The sequence below is a fragment of the Sphingomonas gei genome (assembly GCF_004792685.1).
Lineage (GTDB): Bacteria > Pseudomonadota > Alphaproteobacteria > Sphingomonadales > Sphingomonadaceae > Sphingomonas > Sphingomonas gei.
Window position 1 is genome coordinate 409884 of record NZ_SRXT01000003.1, and the last position, 20052, is coordinate 429935.

Sequence of the window (20052 nt, forward strand, 5' to 3'; positions counted from 1 at the left end):
CCCTTCGGCGCGCCGCGCGCTTAGAATGAAGCCCAGGCGTCCGAGCCCGCGCCTGCCTTTGCGGCGGCGGGAAGCGCCTTGACCGGCGAAACATAGCCTGCGGACTTGGTTGCAGCCCTGGCGGGGCGGGCGGACGGGCGCGGGCGCGCCGATCCGCCCTCGCTGCCAATGTTGAACCTCGCTGCCTGCTCCCCCAGCGCGGCGACTTCGCCCGACAGGCTGCGCGCGGCAGCGGATGTCTGCTCGACCATCGCGGCATTTTGCTGCGTGGCCTGATCCATCGTGCCGATCGCGACGCTGATCTGCGTGATCGCGGTCGACTGGGCCTCATTGTCGGCGGCGATCCCGCCGAGCAGGGCATGGACCTCGCCGACGTCGCCCGAAATGTCGGCCAGCGCGCCGTCGACCTTTTGCACCATCTCCACTGCGGCGACGATGTCGGTCTGGGTGGCGGTGAGCTGGTCGCGGGCGCGACCCGCTTCTTCTTCGGCGCGCATGGCAAGCGCCGAGACGAGATCGGCGACGACTGCGAAGCCGCGGCCCGCTTCGCCTGCGCGGCCGGCCTCGACCGCAGCGTTCATTGCGAGAACGCGAGTCTGGAACGCGATCTTGTCGAGACCTTCGATGACGCTGTCGATTCCCTTCGCCGAATCCGCGACGCGAGTCATCGCCTGTACTGCCTCGTCAGCGATCGAGCGCCCGCCCGAGACGGTGGCGATGGCACCGTCGGCGCGGCCGACCGTGCGGTTGGCGGCTTGCGCAGTCGCCTTGAGGCGCTGGTCCATCTGGGTAACCGCAGCGGCGGTCTGTTCGAGGCTGGCGGCGTTTGTTTCGGTGCGCCGCGCTAAATCCTCTGAAGCCTGCGCGATTTCGCCCGAGCCGGTGTGAATCGCCGAGGCGCTTTCGGTCACCGACCCGATGAGCCCCCGCAGCGATCCCAGCGCCGCATTGTAATTGGTGCGGAGCACGGCGTAGCTGTCGGGGAAGCCCTCGCCGATTTCGGCGGTGAGGTCACCCTCACTCAGCCGCTCGAGTTGGCTGCCGAGCCGCTGGACCGCTTCGTCCTGCTCCTGCGCGAGGCGCTGCTGCACCACCGCAGCGTCGCGGAAGCTCAGCATCGCCTTGGTCATGCGGCCGACACAGTCCTGATAGTCAGTGAATTGGATCGGCGCGGCCAGATCGCCAGCGGCGAGCCCCTCCATCCGGACCACGGTCGAGACATAGGGATCGGCGATCGCCTTGCGATAGCGCGCGCACTGCACCGCGGCGCCGGTGATGAGGATTGCGACGATCGGCAGCGCGATCATGAGCGGTGCGATCAATGCGACCAGCGCGATGGCGACCATCGCTCCAAGCAGCGAATTGAATGCGATGACGAGCTTGAGACGTATCGGCGCCACCGCCTGAAACCAGTGCATGTTGTTCGTCTCCGATTGGCCGCCCATCGAATTTGCGACCCGAGGGGGCACCCTTTGCGCAAATCGCAGACAGGTATTGTCCATTATAGGGGAAATGGTGGAGACACATTTGCCGGCCGGGCGATTTACTGTCGCGACTCCCCATTTCTGCTAGCGATCAGTTTCAGAACGACGCCCAGTCTTCCCCGCCGCCCGCCATCGCCGTCACCGGCAGCGCCCGCACCGGCGAGACGTAGCCAGCGGCCTTGGTCGCCGGCTTGGCTTGCGTGGCGGTTCGCGCCGCCGGACGTGCGGCATTGCCGACGTTGAACTTCGACGCATGCTCGCTGAGCGCGGCGACTTCACCCGAGAGGTTGCGCGCTGCAGCGGAAGTCTCTTCGACCATTGCGGCATTTTGTTGGGTCGACTGGTCCATCGTCCCGATCGCGACGCTGATCTGCGTGATCGCGGTCGACTGGGCATGGTTGTCGGTCGCCATCTGGGCGAGCAGCGCATGAACCTCGCTCACATCGCCAGAGATGTCGGCCAGCGCGAGATCGACCTTCTGGACCATCCCCACCGCCGAGACGATGTCAGTCTGGGTCGCGGTGAGCTGATCGCGTGCGCGCGCTGCTTCTTCTTCCGAGCGCATCGCGAGTGCGGAGACGAGGTCCGCAACGACTGCGAAGCCACGGCCCGCTTCGCCGGCGCGGCCAGCTTCGACGGCGGCGTTCATCGCGAGAACGCGCGTCTGGAAGGCGATCTTGTCGAGCCCCTCAATGACCGAGTCGATGCCCTTGGCACCGTCGGCGACGCGGCTCATCGCCTGGACCGCTTCGTCTGCGACCGCGCGGCCACCCGAAACCGTGGCAATGGCGCCGTCGGCGCGTTCGACCGTGCGGCCGGCCGAAGCCGCGGTCGCCTTGAGGCGGCCGTCCATCTGCGTCACCGCCGCCGAAGTCTGTTCGAGGCTGGCGGCATTGGCTTCGGTGCGGCGCGCGAGGTCTTCCGAGGCCTGGGCGATCTCGCCCGAACCAGTGCGGATCGTCAGCGCACTCTCCATCACCGTGCCGATCAGGCTGCGCAACTCGCCCACCGCTGCGTTGAAGTTGACCTTGACCGATTCATAGGTGGGCGAAAACGCCTCGTCGATCTCGCTGGTCAGGTCGCCTTGCGCCAGCTTGCTCAAATTGGCCTCGAGTATCTCGACCACGCGCTGCTGCTCGGCGTCGGCGATCTTCTTGGCGGCGTCGGTATTCTGCTTGTCGACCGCCGCCTCGCGGAACACGAGTACCGCCTTGGCCATTGCACCGATCTCGTCGTTACGAACGATGCCGGGGATTTCTGCCGCGTTGTCGCCTTCTGCCAGCGTCTTCATCCGCGCCTGGAGATCGGCGATGGGCATTGTGATGCCCAATCGCGACACGAGCAGGCCCACGCCTATCGCGATCGCAATCGCGACCACGCTGACGATCAACAGGCTGGTCGACGTGCCCTTGGCGGCCGCAGTGAGGTCGTTGGACAGGGCCTGCGCGTCCGCTACGTCCTCGTTGTTAGCCCTGACCAATTCCTGCATCGTCACATCGAGCTTGGCATCGAGACCGGCGAGGATCGCGCGGGCCGCGTCGTTCTCATCGCGTAAGCCAAGGGCGATTGCCTGTTCGGCACCCTTGTGAATTTCGTCGAACTTGGCGCGATAACCATCGAGCTCCGCGGCCATGCTCGGGTCGATCTGCTTGATCTCGTCGAATATCTTGACCGCGTTCTCGTGAGCGGCGCGCTCGTCGTCGGCGGCAGCCCGGCCTGCGGCTGATCCGCCTGGATAAGCCATCACCCGGTAGCTCGCATACAGCATCTGGGTGCCGAAGCGGTTGGCGCGGGCAAGCTTGGTCGTGATCGGCAGCTTCTTGTCGACAAGCAGCGCATAGGCATTGTCGGCATTCATGAGCGACCGCGATCCATAGAGCGCGACGCCCAGCGTGATCAGCCCGAGCATCAGCAACAACCCCATGATCTTCACGGGAATTCTGATGCGTGCGAGAAGGTCTGCCATAAGATGCCTTTACTGTCGGGCGCACAGCGGCGCTCACCGCCTGCGACATGATATCAGTATCTTATAGGACAGAGCGCCGCGCGGGGCGTGGCTTACACCTTACTCTGACGGCTAGGTATTTGTGCGTGACCAAGCATCCCAGCCGTCAAGGGTTCTGCGGGATTTTCCCGGCCTAGGGGCACCGCGGGATGCCGGGTACGTAATCAGAGGCGAATTTTCGCCGCCATCGGCAGACCGTTAGCTCGCGGGCCCGCATTAGCGGGCAGAGCGGCCTCAACTCTTTGGAAACAACCCCGCTGCAAACGCAATGCGCAATGCTTCGGACAAGCTGCGCACCTCGAGCTTTTCCATCAGATTGGCCCGATAGATCTCCACCGTCCGCGGGCTGATATCGAGCTCATAAGCGATGATCTTGTTCGATCGCCCTTCGATGAGTCCCTTGAGGACATCGGTCTCGCGCGGGCTGAGCTTGGCGATCTTCGCCTCAGCCGCGTTGACGCGCGACGCCGCCTCATTGTCTTCCTCCAGGCGGGAAAAGGCGTTGTCGATCAACTGGAGCAAAGTCTCCGCCTCATAAGGCTTTTCGATGAAATCGAGCGCGCCGGCCTTCATCGCCTGCACCGCCAGCCCGACATTGCCCTGCCCGGTGAGCACGATCGGCACGAAGCGCGGGCTGTCATCGAGCGCGGTCAGCACATCGAGGCCAGTGGCGCCGGGCATGTGGAAATCGAGCAACAGCACGCCCGGATCGAGTTCGCCGACATCCTGAAGGAAGGCATCGCCCGATCGGAAGCCGCGGACGATCAGATCCTGGCGGATGGACAACAGGCTGTGGAGCGACGCGCGGACGGCATCGTCATCGTCCACGATGTAGATCGTTCGGCTCATTCTATTCCCCACCCTCCTCTACGGCAGGCAAGGTGAAGCGGAAACTCGCTCCTCCCTCGGGCCGGTTCTCGGCACTCAATGTCCCGCCATGTGCTTCGATGATACGCTTGCTGATCGAAAGACCAATACCCATTCCGCCTCCATTCCCTTTGGTGGTGGTGAAGCGCGAGAACAGATGCTCCAACACTTGAGGCGGAATTCCGGGCCCGGAATCGCTGATCACCATCTCGATCAGCTCGGCGTCCAACTTATGCGAAGAAATGGTGATGACCCGTTCGAGCGTTCCGGAGGTTCTCAAGGCCTCCATGGAGTTGCGAAGGAGGTTGACCATTACTTGCTGTACCTGAATTCGATCGGCGAACATGAATGGAGCTTCAGGGTCGAGCTCGTAATTCACGCGAATATGGAATTGGCCGGTGCCGACGAGAATGAGGTCCACTGCATCGCGGACCGTTCGTTCGACTGATTCGGTGCGCATCTCGACCTCGCCGCGCGCCATGAATGCTCGCATGCGGCGGATGATCTCACCTGCTCGCTGCGTCTGTTCCGAACCCATGCGCAGCAGGTCGACGATGCGGTCGGTGCCTTCGCCCCGCTCGATCAGCATCCGCGCGGCGGCGAGGAAGTTGGAGGTGGCGCTCAGCGGCTGATTGAGCTCATGCGCAAGATCGGCGGCGAGTTCGCTCATTGCGCTCTGGCGCGATACGTGGGCGATCTCGGCACTCAGTTCGCTCAGCCGCTCCTCGGTGGCGAGCTGTTCCGAGAGGTTGCGAATGAAGCAGGTCAGTAGAGTTTGACCGTCGCTCCGGGCGACGCCGGAGCGGATTTCGATGGGGAACTTTCGTCCATTCGCCGCCTCGGCCGTCCCCTTCATGACCTCGCCGATGATCCCGTCGCCGGTATCGAGGAAGTGGTTGAGTGCGTCCATGTGGCTGACGCGGCGCTCCTCCGGGACGAGCATCGTCGCCGGCCGGCCGAGCACGTCGGCGGCCCGATAGCCCCACAAAGCTTCGGCGGCGGCGCTGAACTGGAGGATCGTGGCGTTCTGGTCGATCACGACCATTGCGTCCGGCACCGTTTCGAGGATCGAACGGAGCTGCGCCTCGCGCCGGCGCAGGGCGGCCTCGCGCTCCTCACGCTCGGTCACGTCGAGGATTACCCCCACGGTGCGCATCAGATTGCCTTCGGCATCGTAGAACGCGCGCGCGGAGCCTTCCACTGCGCGGATTCCCCCCTGGGGCTGCAGGAAACGGTAACGGTAGCTGAACTTGTCGGCGCGATCGCGCACGGTGCGGGCGATCGTTTCTAGCACGCGTTGCACGTCCTCGGGCTCGACCTCGGCGCGCCATTTCTCGAAATCGCTGATCTTGCCTGGAATAAGGCCGAGCCGCTGCTCGGTGCCCGGCGACCATTCGAGTTTGCCGGTACGGACATCCCATTCGAAAATTCCGAGCTCGTGCGCCGAAGCGGCGACCGCCAGCCGCTCCTCGCTCACCTTCAACGCCTCGACCGCCGCGACGCTTTGCGTGACATCGGCAACGTGGAGCACGACAACCGATGGTCGTCCCGGACTTTCGACGCGCCGGGTGCGTTCGAGGATCGATATTTCGCGGCCATCGCGGCAGATCTCGAGCAATTCCTGGCCATCCTCGAGGCGACCGCGCATCCCTTGCGTGAGGCGGCATTGCGCGCGCAACAGCTCATATTTGTTGTGCCCGACCGCTTCCTCCGCGGTCCAGCCGTAGAGATGTTCGCAGCCGCGCGACCAATGGAGAATTTCGCCCGCATCACTGGTGAGGACGACCGTGGTCTGCTCGAGCGCCTCGCTCAATTCGACCATCGTGGCGTGGCCGCGCGCAACGCGAATCACCGCCCAATACGCGATGATCGCTACGATCAGGATGTTGGCGAGCGTGACCAGAGAGTCGATTGCCAGAGGAGAGAGAGAGGTGTGTCGGTCGGCGAATTGTTCGAGAAGCGACGGAACGATCGGCAATATCACCGCGGCGGGCAAAACGATGCGGATGGTGCTCCAATCGCCGCTTCGGCGCATCAGCAGACGGACCGATTTCAGCCGGCTGTGGAGAATGATATAGGCCAATGTCAGCGCAACCGTCGCGATGGTCGACGGCAGCGAAACCGCGAACAAGCGGGCCGCGGCGCTTCCAGGCGCCGAGAACGCCGTCAACACCCCTGCGACACCGATGAAAGCGAGGGTGAGCGCCACGAAGAGGCTGTTGGTCTCGCCGGACCATTGACGCACGCGCGCGCCGTAGCTGGCTGTTATGAGGAGCAGGAACACCGCTGCCGAATTCATCCCTGGCCGACCGGGATGCACTACGTCGTGGGCGGAAACCAGCGTGCCGAACAACAGCCGGTCGACACCGAGATCGAAGCCGAGGATGGTCTGCGAAAGTGAGACTAGCGCAATCGCGACGGGTATCGTCCACAGCGCCGCCGCGGTCCTGTCCCTCCCGACGATCGAGGCGAGGAAGCCGAGCGAAAGGAAAAGGAAGCCGACCGCAGTAAGCGGCCAGACGGGTGCTCGATCGAGCCCGAAGCCGCGGAGCACCGGCAAATCGAACAGCCATCCTGCCAACGGAAGCAGGCTGCACAGTCCCGCAAGCGCGACAAGGGCTGTCGCGACGTTCTTGGCCATGGGTGGCCGATACTCTGCCGGCGCACCGGAACCGTTACTCACTCGCAAAATACCTGCCCCTGTACAGGGTAAGCGAAGCGACCCGCCTTAACACTGAATGAATCGCGCTGGAAAGCTCCGTACATCCACTATGCCAAGTTATCGTGGGCGTCTAACTTTTCCATGAGATTTCAATGGACAAGCGGATACTTGCTTAATTTCGTGTTTGCCACGATCAAGGCGCGGCGCGCAGGCGCAACGAACAGGGAAGGAATCACGCTTGTCTCGACCGGTCTTGATCCTCGCCAGCGTGCTAGCGCTGGCGGGTTGTGCGGAGAATGCCCCGAGGGCGCGGAGCGCATCCTCCGAGGCCGCCGCACCGGGACCCGGAAAGGGCAAGGGCTATTCGCATGATCCCTTCCCGTCGACTTATCGGGCCTATCCCGGCGCGCCGACCTTGCTGACCAACGTCACGATCCTCGACGGCGAAGGCGGGCGAATCGACAATGGCGCCGTGTTGTTCCGCGACGGCAAGATCGTCGAGGTCGGGCAGGGGCTGACTCCCGGAGCCGGCGTGACGGTGATCGACGGGCGCAACAAATACGTCACCCCGGGGGTGATCGATATCCACAGCCATCTCGGCGATTATCCCTCGCCCGGCGTGGAGGCGCTGTCCGACGGCAACGAGATGACGTCGCCGGTGACGCCCGAGGTCTGGGCCGAGCACAGCGTCTGGCCGCAGGATCCCGGTTTCGGCCGCGCGCTCGTCAATGGCGGCGTGACCACGCTGCAGATCCTGCCCGGGTCGGCGAACCTGTTCGGCGGGCGATCGGTGACGGTCAAGAACGTCTATGCCCGCACCATGCAGGCGATGAAGTTTCCCGGCGCGCCGTACGGCCTCAAGATGGCGTGCGGCGAGAACCCCAAGCGAGTCTATGGCGGCAAGGGCCGGGCGCCTGCGACGCGGATGGGCAATATCGCCGTCGACCGCCAGACCTGGGCCAAGGCAGTGGAATATAAGCGCCGCTGGGACAAATATGAGGACAAGGGCGGCGAAGCGCCGTCGCGCGATCTCGCGATGGACACGCTGCGCGGCGTTCTGGAGGGCGAGATCCTCGTCCAGAACCATTGCTACCGGGCCGACGAGATGGCGGTCGTCATGGATATGGCCAAGGAGTTCGGCTATCACGTGACTGCGTTTCACCACGCAGTCGAAGCCTATAAGATCGCCGATCTGCTCAAGGCCAACGACACCTGCGCCGCGGTCTGGGCCGATTGGTACGGCTTCAAGATGGAAGCCTATGACGCCGTCAACGAGAACCTCGCCATCCTCGAGAAGGAAGGCGCGTGCGCGATGATCCATTCGGACGACCAGAACGGCATCCAGCGGCTCAACCAGGAAGTCGCCAAAGCGCGCGCCTCGGGGCGCAAGGCAGGCTTCGACATCTCCGAGGCGGCGGCGTGGCGCTGGCTGGCGATCAACCCGGCCAAGGCGCTGGGCATCGCCGACCGGACCGGCAGCCTCAAGCCCGGCAAGATGGCCGATGTCGTGCTGTGGAACGGCAATCCGTTCAGCGTCTATACCCGCCCGCAGATGGTGTGGGTCGACGGGGCTTTGCTCTACGACGCCAACAATCCGAAGCTGCGGCCGGTATCCGATTTCGAGCTTGGCCAGCCGGGCGAGGGGGACGTGAAGTGATCAAGACGCTGCTTCTTTCAGCGAGCGCGATGCTCGCGATTGCCGCCCCCGCCGCGGCGCAGTCCGTGGCGATCACCAACGCCAAGGTCGTGATTGGCGACGGCACCGGGCCGGTCGACGGCGGCACCGTCGTGATCCGTGACGGCCGCGTCGTCGCTGCGGGCGCTGGAGTCGCCGCCCCCGCTGGCGCGCGGGTGATCGATGCCGGCGGGCGCTGGGTCACGCCGGGTATCTTCGCCGGTTTCACGCGGATGGGCATCATCGAGATCGACGCGGTGGAAGGAACCAACGATAGCTCGGCGGGAAGCTCGCCGTTCAATGCCGCGCTCGACGTGGCGCCAGCGGTCAACCCGAAGAGCAGCCCGCTCGCGGTCAACCGGCTCGAAGGCGTCACCCGCGCCGTGGTCGCGCCCGACAACAGCAAGGGCTCGATCTTTGCGGGGCAGGGGGCGGTGATCGATCTGGGCGCCGACATGGATCCCGTCGCCAAGCCCCGCGCCTTCCAGTTCATGGAATATGGCGAGGCGGGCGCGCGCGCCGCGGGCGGTAGCCGCCCGGCCGCCTTTGCGATGCTCAAGAACGCGTTGTTCGAGGTTCGCGACTATGTCCGCAGCCCGGCGAGCTTCGCCGATCGCGGCAAGGACGCGCTGCTCACTCGGGCCGATGCCGAGGCGCTGGTGCCGGTGGTGCAGGGGCGGGTGCCGCTGCTCGTCCATGTCGAGCGCGGATCGGACATATTGACGATTCTGGCGCTCAAGAAGGACGTGTCAGCGCTGCGTCTGGTGCTGGTCGGGGCCACCGAGGGCTGGACCGTCGCGCGCGAGATCGCCGCGGCGGGGGTGCCGGTGATCGCTTCGGCCATCGCCGACTTGCCCGAGAGCTTCGAGCAGTTGGCCGCGACTCAGTCGAACATCGGCCGGATGAAGGCGGCGGGCGTGCTGGTCGGGATCGGCACGATCAATCAGGACGAGGCGCGCCAGGCGCGCTGGGAAAAGCAATATGCCGGCAACCTCGTCGCACTCGGCAAACTGCCAGGTGCGAGCGGGCTGAGCTGGGGCGAGGCGTTCGCGACGATCACCTCGCGCCCCGCCGAGGCGCTGGGGATGGCGGCCGAGTTCGGCTCGCTCAAGCCCGGTCGGCATGGCGATGTGGTGATCTGGGATGGCGACCCGCTCGAGATCGGCACCTCGGCGACCAATGTCTTCATCGACGGCGTCGAGCAGCCGATGACCAGCCGCCAGACCCGGCTGCGCGAGCGCTATTGGGATCCCAAGGAAGGCGCGCTGCCCAAGGCGTATCAGCACTGACGCGAATCGTTGCGGAACCCCGCGGCGCGGCGCAGCTTTACCCGGACATGACCGCGGCGAATGGAGAGACGCAGATGACCAATCGCATTATTCTGTCGGTGCTGGGTGCGCTGGCGCTCGCCGGGTGCGGATCGAGCGGCGACGCGGGCGGCGCGAACGCGGTGGCCGACGAGGCGAATGCGACGGGCAATGCAGCGGGCGGGCAGAACGTGACCGCCGCGGTGATCGCGATGAGCGATCGCCAGCGCAACGTCGTGTTCATCCGCGCACTGCTCGACGCCGATATCGACTGCCAGGGAGTAACCTCGTCCGAGCGCCTGCCCGATCGCGACGGCAAGCCGCTGTGGCGCGCCAATTGCTCGAACAAGACCGCGCACATGATCAGCATCACGCCGGACGGCACCGCGAACATCGTCAGCCGGACGGATCGGTGAGTATCCCTTCTTTCGTTGCGGGGGATGAGCAGACTGAGTCTTTGCGCCGCAGAGGCTTAGGGTCAGTCTCCAGTTGTAAGCCACTCGCAATCAAGACGAGGGCGATCGCGCCGCCGCGCGCGCATCTCGCAGACGGAAAGTCACACTAGGGTCACAATATCGCGCATGTGCCGTGCCGCGCGGGAGCCATGCGGAATTCACAAAGATCCGGTCCAGAGGTACATTGTGTTCGGTCGGGACCGACACTGTCAGTATGTGCCGCCGCTTGTAAGCGCTCGAACCCGCAAGCGTGGAAAAACCACTTCGAGCGGCTTCGTGTCGGGCAACACATAGACATAGCCGCCCTTCCGCTGAAACAGCGGACGCACGGTCCTGCTGTAAAGGGCCGCGGGCACATTGATGCAGCCGAAGGTAATGCGGTTGTCGTCGGGGGCAGGCGAGAGCATCCGCTGGCGCCGTCGCTCCCTCGCTTTCGCCCCCGGGGGGATGGGGTGAAGCGCCACCGACGTGGCATAATCGACCCAGAGCACCTTTTCCTTCCCCGCCGCCAGCCCGAACTTCGCGAGGAAGCGCCCGGCGGGCGTCGTTTTTTCCGCGGGGCCGATCTCGGCGAGGTTCTTGCTGCCGACGCCGGGGCTGGCGTCATCCCCGACCGCGACGCCAATGAGCACCGGCGCCTCACCCAGCCGCTTTCCCTTCGCGTCGAACAGGACGAGCGACGCGTTCGCCTTGTCGACGATGATATAGGGAAGCGCGTGATTGTCCCCCGACGCGGCGATCCAGTCGGCAACTAGCACGGTCGCCGTAGAATCGCCGCGCTCAAGCTTCGTCAACGCCGGGCCTGCCGGCCGATCGTCGTCGGCTGCCGCTGCGCTCGCGAGCCCGGCAAGCGCCAGAATGACATTGATCATCGATTCAAGCGCTCACCAGACACGGTCGCCGCACCCGATGGGCGCAGAGAAATCGGGATTTCAGCTTCGTAGATCAGTTGCGCGGCCGCTTTCCGCGATTTTCCTGCGCCTGCAGCCGCTGTTCCACGCCGTCCACCCGACCGTTGAGCTGGTCGAGGCGTTGGCCATGCTGCTGCGCCTGGCCCGAAGCGGCCTGCGCCTCCGCCAATGCGGCCTTGGCCGTGCCGTCGGTTTCCTGCAGCCGCGATTCGAGCGCATCGACTCGCTGGCTGACGGGTGCGATCTGCTCGCGCACGAAGGACTTGGATGCACAGCCCCCCAGGCCCGCCGCGCCGATCAGGATCACGACTGCGGGGATAAGCTTAATCACTGGCGACATATATTTTTCTTTCAACAATTAACCAAGCTGGACAACCCAAGCTCAGCGCCGGAGTTCCAACAATCCGATTCTGTTCGGCTGTGCATCTTCTCGGTTCAATGGATCGCCGCAGGCAGCGATCAGCCCTTTAGTCCCGCGATTTGCGCTTCGCATCGGGCGCGAACGGGTCCTTGGGTATCCGGGCCGAGCGCCTCGCTTGGCCTGCACGCGCGGCGGGCGCCGCCATGTGAATGCCAACGCAATTTCGCAGCTCCGCGACCGCCGCGCCGCTCCCGTCGAGGTCCAATTGCTCGACCGGTACATCGCCGCGATAGATGTGCAGCGCCTTGGACCCGGCGAAATGCTGCGGAAATTCCCCGTCGAAGTTCGTGACGAAACCCCTTTTGCCATCCGTCGCCATCCCGATCACCGCATGGTTTGGATAGCCGCCACTGGTAAGCTTGAAGGTCAGTTTCCGCCGGTCCCTCGGCTTGATCGACCAATTGTCGTTGAGCACCGACAGACGATTGCCGCCATCCACATCGAGACCGAGCAGGAGAGTGGTTCCGCCATTCCCCGGATAGGTTCGGCTCAGGAAGCAGCCGCTTCGGTCCTTGCTGGCCGCCACCGTCCAGGAGCCGATATCCCGCGCAGGATAATCCTGTGCGGAAGCATGCGCGCCCACCAGCGATCCCGCGAAGGCGCCTGCTAGCAATAATGGGCGGACATTCGCCCGAAACCTGGCGGGAACTGGATCAAACATTCGGCACCTGTCTCCACGGCGAGCCCGATCGTCGGCGACGAACGCAATGCGACGGGGAACGCTCCGCAACCGATTGAACGCATCTCCTCTGCCGTGTCGAGTCGGACATTCGGGGCGTCGCCATCGGGGGTGACGAACTCCGCCCCCGCGTCTAACGCCCGCGAATGCCTCAATATGACGCCATCATCCTCGGCGCCGGCGCCGCCGGCCTGATGTGCGCCGCGATCGCCGGCCAGCGCGGGCGCCGCGTGCTGCTGCTCGATCACGCCAGCGACGTCGGCAAGAAGATCCTGATCTCGGGCGGCGGCCGCTGCAACTTCACCAATATCCACACCGCGCCCGACCGCTATCTCTCGGCCAACCCGCATTTCGCCAAGTCGGCGCTCCGCCGCTACACCGCGCAGGATTTCCTCGACCTGGTCGAGCGCCACCACATCGCCTGGCACGAAAAGACGCTCGGCCAATTGTTCTGCGACGGCTCGGCGCGCCAGATCGTCGACATGCTGCTCGACGAATGCGCCCGCGGCCAGGTCGAGATCCGCACCGGCCGCAGCATCGGCGAAGTCACCCATGCCGACGGCCGCTTCCGAGTCGGCAAGGACGAGGCCCCCGCGCTGGTCATCGCCACCGGCGGCACTTCCATCCCCAAGATGGGCGCCACCGGCTTCGCCTATGACTTCGCCCGCCGCTTTGGGCTCAAGGTGGTCGAGCCGCGTCCCGCGCTCGTCCCGCTCACGCTGCCGCCCGACCAGGCATTGTTCCGCGAGCTCTCCGGCGTTTCCACCAACGTGGTCGCCCGCGCCGGCAAGGCCGCCTTCCCCGAAGCCGCCTTGTTCACCCATCGCGGACTCTCGGGGCCGGCGATCCTCCAGGTGTCGAGCTATTGGCGCCACGGCGAGCCGATCCATATCGACTTCCTCCCCGCCCGCACTCCCGGCTGGCTGGTCGAGACCAAGCGCACCCGCCCGCGCACCACGCTCCGCAAAGCCCTGGCGGACACTCTCCCCGATCGCCTCGCCGAGACGCTCGCCGAGCAGCTCGGCCTCATCGCCGAGCTCGCCAATCTTGCCGACCGCAAGCTCGACGACGCCGAGCGCCGTCTCGCCGCCTGGCCGTTCCTGCCCAATGGCAGCGAAGGCTTCGCCAAGGCCGAAGTCACGATCGGCGGGATCAGCACCGCCGATCTCTCGTCGCAGACGATGGAAGCCCGGAAGGTCCCGGGCCTCTATGCGATCGGCGAAGCGGTCGACGTCACCGGCTGGCTCGGCGGCTATAATTTCCAATGGGCCTGGGCCAGCGGCTGGGCCGCCGCGCAGGCGCTGTAGCCACTCCAGGCCTCCGCACTTCCCCCGCAACCCCCGAATTTCCTTGCCCTTCGGCCTCCGTGCCCCCATGTGCGCGGGTTCATGGAATTCCAGAACCTCCCCGCGCTTCTCAGCGAAGCGCTCGCCACGCGTGGCTATGCCGCGCCCACTCCCGTCCAGGCCGCCGTGCTCGAGCCCGAAGCGCTGGGCCGCGACCTCGTCGTCTCGGCGCAGACCGGCTCGGGCAAGACCGTCGCCTTCGGCCTCGCCATGGCCGGCGACCTGCTCGGGGGGGACGGCCGCGTCGTCCCCGCCCGCGCCCCGCTTGCCCTGATCATCGCCCCCACCCGCGAGCTTGCGCTCCAGGTCAGCCGCGAGTTGATGTGGCTGTTCGGCCAGACCGGCGCGCGCATCGCCACCTGCGTCGGCGGGATGGACGCGTCGAAGGAGCGTCGCCAGCTCAGCCACGGCGCGCACATCGTCGTCGGCACCCCCGGGCGGCTGCGCGACCATCTCGAACGCGGCGCGCTCGACCTCTCCGCCCTTCGCGCCGCCGTGCTCGACGAAGCCGACGAGATGCTCGACATGGGCTTCCGCGACGATCTCGAGCACATCCTCGACGCCACCCCCAACGAGCGCCGCACTTTGCTCTTCTCGGCGACGATGCCCAAGCCGATCGTCGCACTCGCCCGCCGCTACCAGAAGGACGCGCTGCGCATCTCGACTGTCGGCGAGGATCGCGGCCATGGCGACATCGCCTATCAGTGCGTGACGATCTCCCCCTCGGACATCGAGCATGCCTGCATCAACCTGCTCCGCTTCCACGAGGCCGAGACCGCGATGCTGTTCTGCGCGACGCGCGACAATGTCCGCCATCTCCACGCCACCCTGGTCGAGCGCGGCTTCTCCGCGGTCGCGCTGTCGGGCGAGCACAGCCAGTCCGAGCGCAACCACGCATTGCAGGCCCTTCGCGATCGCCGCGCCCGGGTCTGCGTCGCCACCGACGTCGCCGCGCGCGGGATCGATCTCCCCACCCTCAGCCTCGTCATCCATGTCGAGCTGCCGCGTGACGCCGAGGCACTCCAGCACCGTTCGGGCCGCACCGGCCGAGCCGGCAAGAAGGGCACCGCCGTCCTCCTCGTCCCCTATCCGCGCCGCCGCCGAGTCGAGATGATGCTGCGCGGCGCGCGCATCGAAGCCGAATGGATCGACGCGCCGACTCCCGAGACGATCCGCGCCAATGATCGCGAACGCCTCCTCGCCGCCTTGCTCGCCCCCGTCGAGACCGACGACGAGGATGCCGCGCTCGCCGAGCGCCTGCTCGCCGAGAAGTCGCCGCAGGAAATCGCCGCCGCCTTGGTCCATGCCCACCGCGCCGCGATGCCGCAGCCCGAGGAGATGATCGACCAGTCGTCCGCCGGGCGCCAGGCTGCGCAGCAGGAGCGCCACCGCCCCGGCTTCGACGACATCGCCTGGTTCCACATGGACATCGGGCGTCGGCAGAACGCCGATCCGCGCTGGGTGCTGCCGCTGATCTGCCGCCGCGGCCACATCACCAAGAACGAGATCGGCGCGATCCGCATCGGCCCCAACGAGACCTTCTTCCAGGTGCCGAGCGCCATCGCGGCCAAGTTCGCCGCCGCCGTCGCGCGCACCACCGAAGGCGACGAGGACGTCCGCATCGAGCCGTCGCGGGACGGTCCGCCCCCGCAGGGTGCCGGCGGCGGTGGCCGCCCCTCGCACCATAGCGGCCCGCGTCCCTCGGGCGAAGGCCGTCCGCCGCAGCGCCGCGACCCCAGCCGGCCCCCCTCCGGGCCGCACAAGGCCAAGCCCTATCAGCGCAAGGGTCCGCCGCAGCGGTGAGCGTGCGGATCCTCGTCGACGGCGACGCCTGCCCGGTCAAGGAGGAGATCTACAAGGTCGCCTACCGTCATGAGGTCCCCGTAATCGTGGTCAGCAACCAGCGCCTGCGCGTACCGGTGCACCCATTGCTCAGCCGCGTGGTGGTGAGCGACGGCTTCGACGCCGCCGACGACTGGATCGCCGAGCAATCGGCCCCCGGCGCGATCGTGATCACTGCCGACATCCTGCTGGCCGACCGCGCTCTGAAGGCCGGCGCCGGCGCCCTCTCGCCCACCGGCAAGCCCTTCACCACCAGCTCGATCGGCGGCGCCATCGCCACCCGCGCGATCATGGCCGACCTGCGTGCCGGCGGCGACCAGCTCGGCGGCCCCAAGCCGTTCGCGGCGGTGGACCGCTCGCGGTTTTTGCAGGCGCTCGATGCGGCGGTGGTGGCGGTCAAGCGGGGGGCTTAAGGGCCCCTGCGATTCGGGATCGCGGAGCTCAACCTAGAGCGCATAGGGATCGATCACACCAACTGCCGCGCCGACGGCGGCCTGGGTGCCGCTGTTCACGACATAGGTCAGCACAACTTCGTTGGCGCTGGGCCCGACGAACATCAGGCGAAACTGCCCGGGGATACCACTGTACGCCCCGAGGCTGGAATCGGCTAGCGCGCCTGTCATCGAATTGCCGGATAGGCTGCCCTCGATGCGGATATAGCCGATGCCGCCGACCACGTTCTTGTAGAAATTCTGGCCGCCCAGACCGAGCTGTCCCGAAACGACGCCGGTGCCGAAATCGACCGTCAGGAAGTTGGAGGTGCCACTCGACAGGAACCATAGATCGGTGTCCGTCGCGTAATTGCCCGATCCCAGAAGCGAGAACTTGACTACGCCCGATCGCGGCATCGCGCCGGGTGCGGTCGCGGTGCCATATGCCAGATAGTTCAGGCGGCTACGGCGCGCCGATCCTTCGACGATGGTGTGTTGCCAACCCGCGCTCCCGCCGTAGCGCGCCATTGTATATCCGCTGCCCTTGCTCGAAGAACTGTAAGTAGTCTGCTGATAGAGCGCGAGATAGTCGTGAATTTCCCCTGTGATCTTGGTGAACAGCACCGTGCCGTTCCCGTTCGGGCTCGTGTCGTCGCGGGTCAGGTGCTCGGGCCAGAATTGCACGCTGTTGATCGCATCCGCGAGGCGATAGCCGTTGTTGTAGCTCCCGCTGAACTGCGGCGTGTCGAGCGTCGTCAATCGGCTGTTCGTCGCTCCGCCCGTGATCACGCCGTTGGTCTGGCTGGCGCCGCCGGTCGTGACCAGTTCCATGGTCGCTGCGATGAAGGTGGCATCCGCCGCCGGCTTGACCTCGCCGGTGTTCAGCGTGCCCGGACCGGGCGTAGGCGTAGGCGTCGGAGTGGGAATTGGGCCGGGCGTGGGCGTAGGCGCGGGATTGACCACGACGCTCCCCCCGCCTGAGCCGCCGCCCCCACCGCAGCTTGCGAGCATCGAGCACGAAACGAGAAGCAAAACAGATTTGCGCATATAATACCCCACCGGCGCCCCTGTTGCCGCACCCGTTGCCGCGCTTCAAGCGTGGCGCGTAACCGATTGAAAACAGGGATGCCTTTTGCCTCCCATCCCGCGAAAGCGAGGATCCATCACCGCCGCGGCGCAAATACGGCCGTCGTAACTTTAGAAAGCTCGGAGATGGGTCGCCGCTTTAGCGGGGATGACGAAGATTGGGTTCGGGGGGATGACGATCGGGAACATGACTTCTCAACCTAGTCGGAGCGGGTGAGGGGACCTGCGCACTCGATAGTCCAGAACCCCTCATTTGGCTCCGCTAGGCAGCAAGCTGCGTTATCTCTCCCTCAGGAAGAGGAAGGAGAGCACCTGCCCGTTCCACCCAAAAAATGGGAGGCCGGCTTTCGACGGCCTCCCTATTTTTCGTGCGGTGCTCAGCCTCAGAGGCCGACGACACCGCCGTCATTCTTGGTGATCACGGCCACTGCCGAGCGCGGCCGGACGGTTGCTCCTGCGGTGCCGGTGGCCTGGCTGTCGGGCCAGTGGCTGGACGGGGCGGCGGGAGTGCCGCCCTCGCCGGGATGCTGGATGCCCACAAAGATCGTGCGGCCGTCCGGAGTGGAGTCGATGCCGGTGATCTCGCACTCGACCGGGCCGACGAGGAAGCGCTTGAGCGTCGCCGCGGTCGGCGCGGCGCCGACGCGGGTTGCCTGGGTGGCAGTGACGCCGCCCGTTCCCGTGTTGGTGATCGTCCGCGCGCCGCCATCGCCGACGGTGCCGGGCTGCGCCGCGAGCAGCATGCAGTTGGTCACGTCGGTATAGGCGCCGTCGTCGGTCTCGATCCACAGCAGCGGCTTCACCTGGCCAGCGGCATTGGTCGGGCGGCTGAAATAGAGTCCGTCGGGGCTGGAGAAGTCCTGATCGGCGGTGAGGCCCGAGACATTGATGTTGGCGGCGTCGAGATCGGCGCCGGCACCGAACAGATAGATGTCCCAGGTGAAGGCGGTCGCCTCGGTGGTGTCGCCGGTTTCCTTGAGGCGAATGATGTGGCCGTTGGGGTTGCCGAACTGGGCAGTCGCCGCCGCGCCGGTCGGATCGTTATAGTGGCGCGGGTTGGCGGCGTCGGTGCCGGCAAGCGGCCGCCCGGCGGCGTTGTTGTTGGTGAGGGTGAGGTAGACCTCGCCGGTCACCGGATTGACCGCGGTCCATTCGGGGCGGTCCATCGGCGTCGCGCCGACCACGTCCGCGGCGAGGCGGGCATGGACCAGCACGTCGGCCTGGTCGGCGAAGGGATAGGTGGCCGCTGCGGTGATGCCGTTCTGGCCGAACACCAGAGGCAGCCAGGTGCCGCTGCCGTCGGCAGCGAACTTCGCGACGTAGAGCGTGCCGCTGTCGAGATATTTGTCGCCGATCGCCAGGCGGTCGGCGGCAGTCGCGTCGGCAGCCACCCAGGCAGTGGCCGAGACGAACTTGTAGAGATATTCGCGGCGCGAATCGTCGCCCATGTACCAGGCCGGCTTCTTGCCGACGACGAACGCGCCCGGCCAGCAGCCCTCATGGCCGAGGCGGCCGAGCGCGGTGCGCTTGCGCGGGGCCTTGCTGGCGTCATACGGATCGATCTCGACCACCCAGCCCATCTGGTTGGGTTCGTTGCGGAAGTCGGCGGTGGCCGAAGCGCCGGTGACGCGTGCGTCCCAGCGCTTGAACACGGTGCTGCTGGCATCTGCCGGCGTCACCGTCGCCCAGCCGAAATTGCCGACCGGGTTGGTGCTGCCGTTGGTGACGCCATAGCGAGTGAGCGCGGTGATCTCCTTGGCGGTGCGGCCGGCGACATCGGTGCTGGCGCGGCGGAAATAGCCGGCCCAATTCTCTTCGCAGGTGATCGCGGTGCCCCAGGGCGTCGTGCCGTTGGCGCAATTGTTGATCGTGCCGCGGCCGGTGGTGCCGTCCGCCGAGAACACCGTCTTGAGCAGGTCCGAACCCTTGACCGGTCCGTTGAACACGACCGGCGTGTTCGGGGTGATGCGGCGGTTGAGCGCGCCCGTCTGAAGGACGGTCCAGGCGCGACCGGTACCTTCGGACACTTCGGTGATGCTAACGCCGTGGCACTCGATCTCCTTGATCGCCTCGGCCTCGGGGCGCGGGCCGGCGGGGGCGTTGGTCGGGCCGGCCGGGTGGAGATACTGGATGTTGATGTTCTCGTGATTCTGGACGAGCAGACCGCGGGTCGAACTGGTCGCGTCGCGCGCGGTGCCGGTCGCGGCGAGGCCGTACCAATAAAGCGCGTCGCCATGATCGCCGATGCGCTGGGCAAAATTGGTGTCGGTGCCGTCATTCTTGTAGGCAGGGACCGCAGCGGCGATCGGGTCGCCGGTGCGGTTGACCACCTGGACCTTGTAGCCGGTCGGCACGCTGACGACGTCGAGCTTGTTCTTGGCGACCGCGGTGAAGCCCAATTGTGCGGGGTTCACGGTCACATTGGTGTCCGCCTGACTGGTCGCATTGCCGTTACCGGTCACATAGCGGAAGACGAACTGCGTCGCGGTCGAAACCGAAGGCGCGAGGAAGCTGGCATTGGCAGAGGTGGCGCCGGTCAGCGTCACCACCGGGCCCGAGACCTGAACCCAGCTCTGGTTGCCATTGGCGTCGGCGGTGCCGGTCAGCGCCACCGTGCGGCCCGAAGCGGTCGTCAGGCTGGTCACCGGACCGGTCACGATCGGCGGATTGAAGCCGTCGTCATCGCTGTCGCAGGCGCTGAGCACCGACGCGCCGAGCGTCGCGGCGACGATCGCCGAGCCGCCGCGCAGCGTCTGCCGGCGCGAGATACGCTGCGCCGCCAGCTCGTTGAGCGTGACGTTGGCGCTGTTGTTGGTGTCTACGTCGCCATCGGTATAGCCGAAGGCCGCGGGCGTCAGGTCGTTCATGCAAAATCCCCCAG

The 20052-nt window shown here is 66.0% G+C and carries 15 protein-coding genes; 6 read left to right on the forward strand and 9 right to left on the reverse strand.

The window, feature by feature from the left end; genetic code table 11:
- Positions 1 to 20 precede the first annotated feature (20 nt).
- From E5A73_RS08975 to E5A73_RS08990, 4 genes are all read right to left on the reverse strand, one after another.
- Positions 21 to 1445, reverse strand: coding sequence for a methyl-accepting chemotaxis protein (locus E5A73_RS08975; protein WP_240700100.1), 1425 nt, complete (start codon positions 1443 to 1445; stop codon positions 21 to 23).
- Positions 1446 to 1581: 136 nt separating this feature from the next.
- Positions 1582 to 3408: a methyl-accepting chemotaxis protein gene (locus tag E5A73_RS08980; RefSeq protein WP_240700101.1), complete on the reverse strand. Its 1827-nt coding sequence runs from the start codon at positions 3406 to 3408 to the stop codon at positions 1582 to 1584.
- A gap of 315 nt (positions 3409 to 3723) precedes the next feature.
- The gene (locus E5A73_RS08985) at positions 3724 to 4338 is read right to left on the reverse strand and encodes a response regulator transcription factor (protein WP_135963475.1); all 615 of its coding nucleotides are present in this window, start codon (positions 4336 to 4338) and stop codon (positions 3724 to 3726) included.
- A 1-nt stretch (position 4339) separates the two neighbouring features.
- Positions 4340 to 6997, reverse strand: a complete 2658-nt coding sequence (locus E5A73_RS08990) for a PAS domain-containing sensor histidine kinase (protein ID WP_135963476.1) — start codon at positions 6995 to 6997, stop codon at positions 4340 to 4342.
- Positions 6998 to 7256: 259 nt separating this feature from the next.
- On the opposite strand from E5A73_RS08990, the gene E5A73_RS08995 reads away from it, so the two are divergent.
- The 3 genes from E5A73_RS08995 to E5A73_RS09005 all read left to right on the forward strand — a co-directional run bounded on the left by E5A73_RS08995 (position 7257) and on the right by E5A73_RS09005 (position 10416).
- On the forward strand, positions 7257 to 8675 hold the full coding sequence (locus E5A73_RS08995) for an amidohydrolase (RefSeq protein ID WP_135963477.1): 1419 nt from the start codon (positions 7257 to 7259) through the stop codon (positions 8673 to 8675).
- Entirely contained in the window at positions 8675 to 9982 is a 1308-nt protein-coding gene (locus E5A73_RS09000) for an amidohydrolase family protein (protein WP_135963648.1), read from the forward strand. Before E5A73_RS08995 ends, E5A73_RS09000 begins: the two co-directional genes overlap by 1 nt.
- A 74-nt stretch (positions 9983 to 10056) precedes the next feature.
- Positions 10057 to 10416 carry a hypothetical protein gene (locus tag E5A73_RS09005; protein ID WP_135963478.1) on the forward strand — a complete coding sequence of 120 codons (360 nt, stop codon included), beginning with the start codon at positions 10057 to 10059 and terminating at the stop codon, positions 10414 to 10416.
- A 248-nt stretch (positions 10417 to 10664) separates the two neighbouring features.
- On the opposite strand, the gene E5A73_RS09010 is transcribed toward E5A73_RS09005, so the two are convergent.
- The 3 genes from E5A73_RS09010 to E5A73_RS09020 form a co-directional block, all read right to left on the reverse strand.
- A complete protein-coding gene (locus E5A73_RS09010) occupies positions 10665 to 11327 on the reverse strand; it encodes a hypothetical protein (RefSeq protein ID WP_135963479.1) in 663 nt (220 codons plus the stop codon).
- A gap of 73 nt (positions 11328 to 11400) precedes the next feature.
- The gene (locus E5A73_RS09015; RefSeq protein WP_135963480.1) at positions 11401 to 11706 is read right to left on the reverse strand and encodes a hypothetical protein; all 306 of its coding nucleotides are present in this window, start codon (positions 11704 to 11706) and stop codon (positions 11401 to 11403) included.
- A gap of 127 nt (positions 11707 to 11833) precedes the next feature.
- Entirely contained in the window at positions 11834 to 12448 is a 615-nt protein-coding gene (locus E5A73_RS09020; RefSeq protein ID WP_240700102.1) for a hypothetical protein, read from the reverse strand.
- Positions 12449 to 12612: 164 nt separating this feature from the next.
- On the opposite strand from E5A73_RS09020, the gene E5A73_RS09025 reads away from it, so the two are divergent.
- From E5A73_RS09025 to E5A73_RS09035, 3 genes are all read left to right on the forward strand, one after another.
- A complete protein-coding gene (locus E5A73_RS09025) occupies positions 12613 to 13773 on the forward strand; it encodes a BaiN/RdsA family NAD(P)/FAD-dependent oxidoreductase (RefSeq protein ID WP_135963481.1) in 1161 nt (386 codons plus the stop codon).
- A gap of 81 nt (positions 13774 to 13854) precedes the next feature.
- Positions 13855 to 15615: a DEAD/DEAH box helicase gene (locus E5A73_RS09030; RefSeq protein ID WP_135963482.1), complete on the forward strand. Its 1761-nt coding sequence runs from the start codon at positions 13855 to 13857 to the stop codon at positions 15613 to 15615.
- A gap of 2 nt (positions 15616 to 15617) precedes the next feature.
- Positions 15618 to 16067, forward strand: a complete 450-nt coding sequence (locus E5A73_RS09035) for a YaiI/YqxD family protein (RefSeq protein ID WP_135963483.1) — start codon at positions 15618 to 15620, stop codon at positions 16065 to 16067.
- Positions 16068 to 16100: 33 nt separating this feature from the next.
- Here the strand turns inward: E5A73_RS09035 and E5A73_RS21900 are convergent, their stop codons facing one another.
- Positions 16101 to 17096 carry a HupA family protein gene (locus E5A73_RS21900; RefSeq protein WP_168355848.1) on the reverse strand — a complete coding sequence of 332 codons (996 nt, stop codon included), beginning with the start codon at positions 17094 to 17096 and terminating at the stop codon, positions 16101 to 16103.
- Positions 17097 to 17554: 458 nt separating this feature from the next.
- Complete coding sequence (locus tag E5A73_RS09045; RefSeq protein ID WP_135963485.1) at positions 17555 to 20038, reverse strand: PhoX family protein; 2484 nt, start codon at positions 20036 to 20038, stop codon at positions 17555 to 17557.
- Positions 20039 to 20052: the final 14 nt, after the last annotated feature.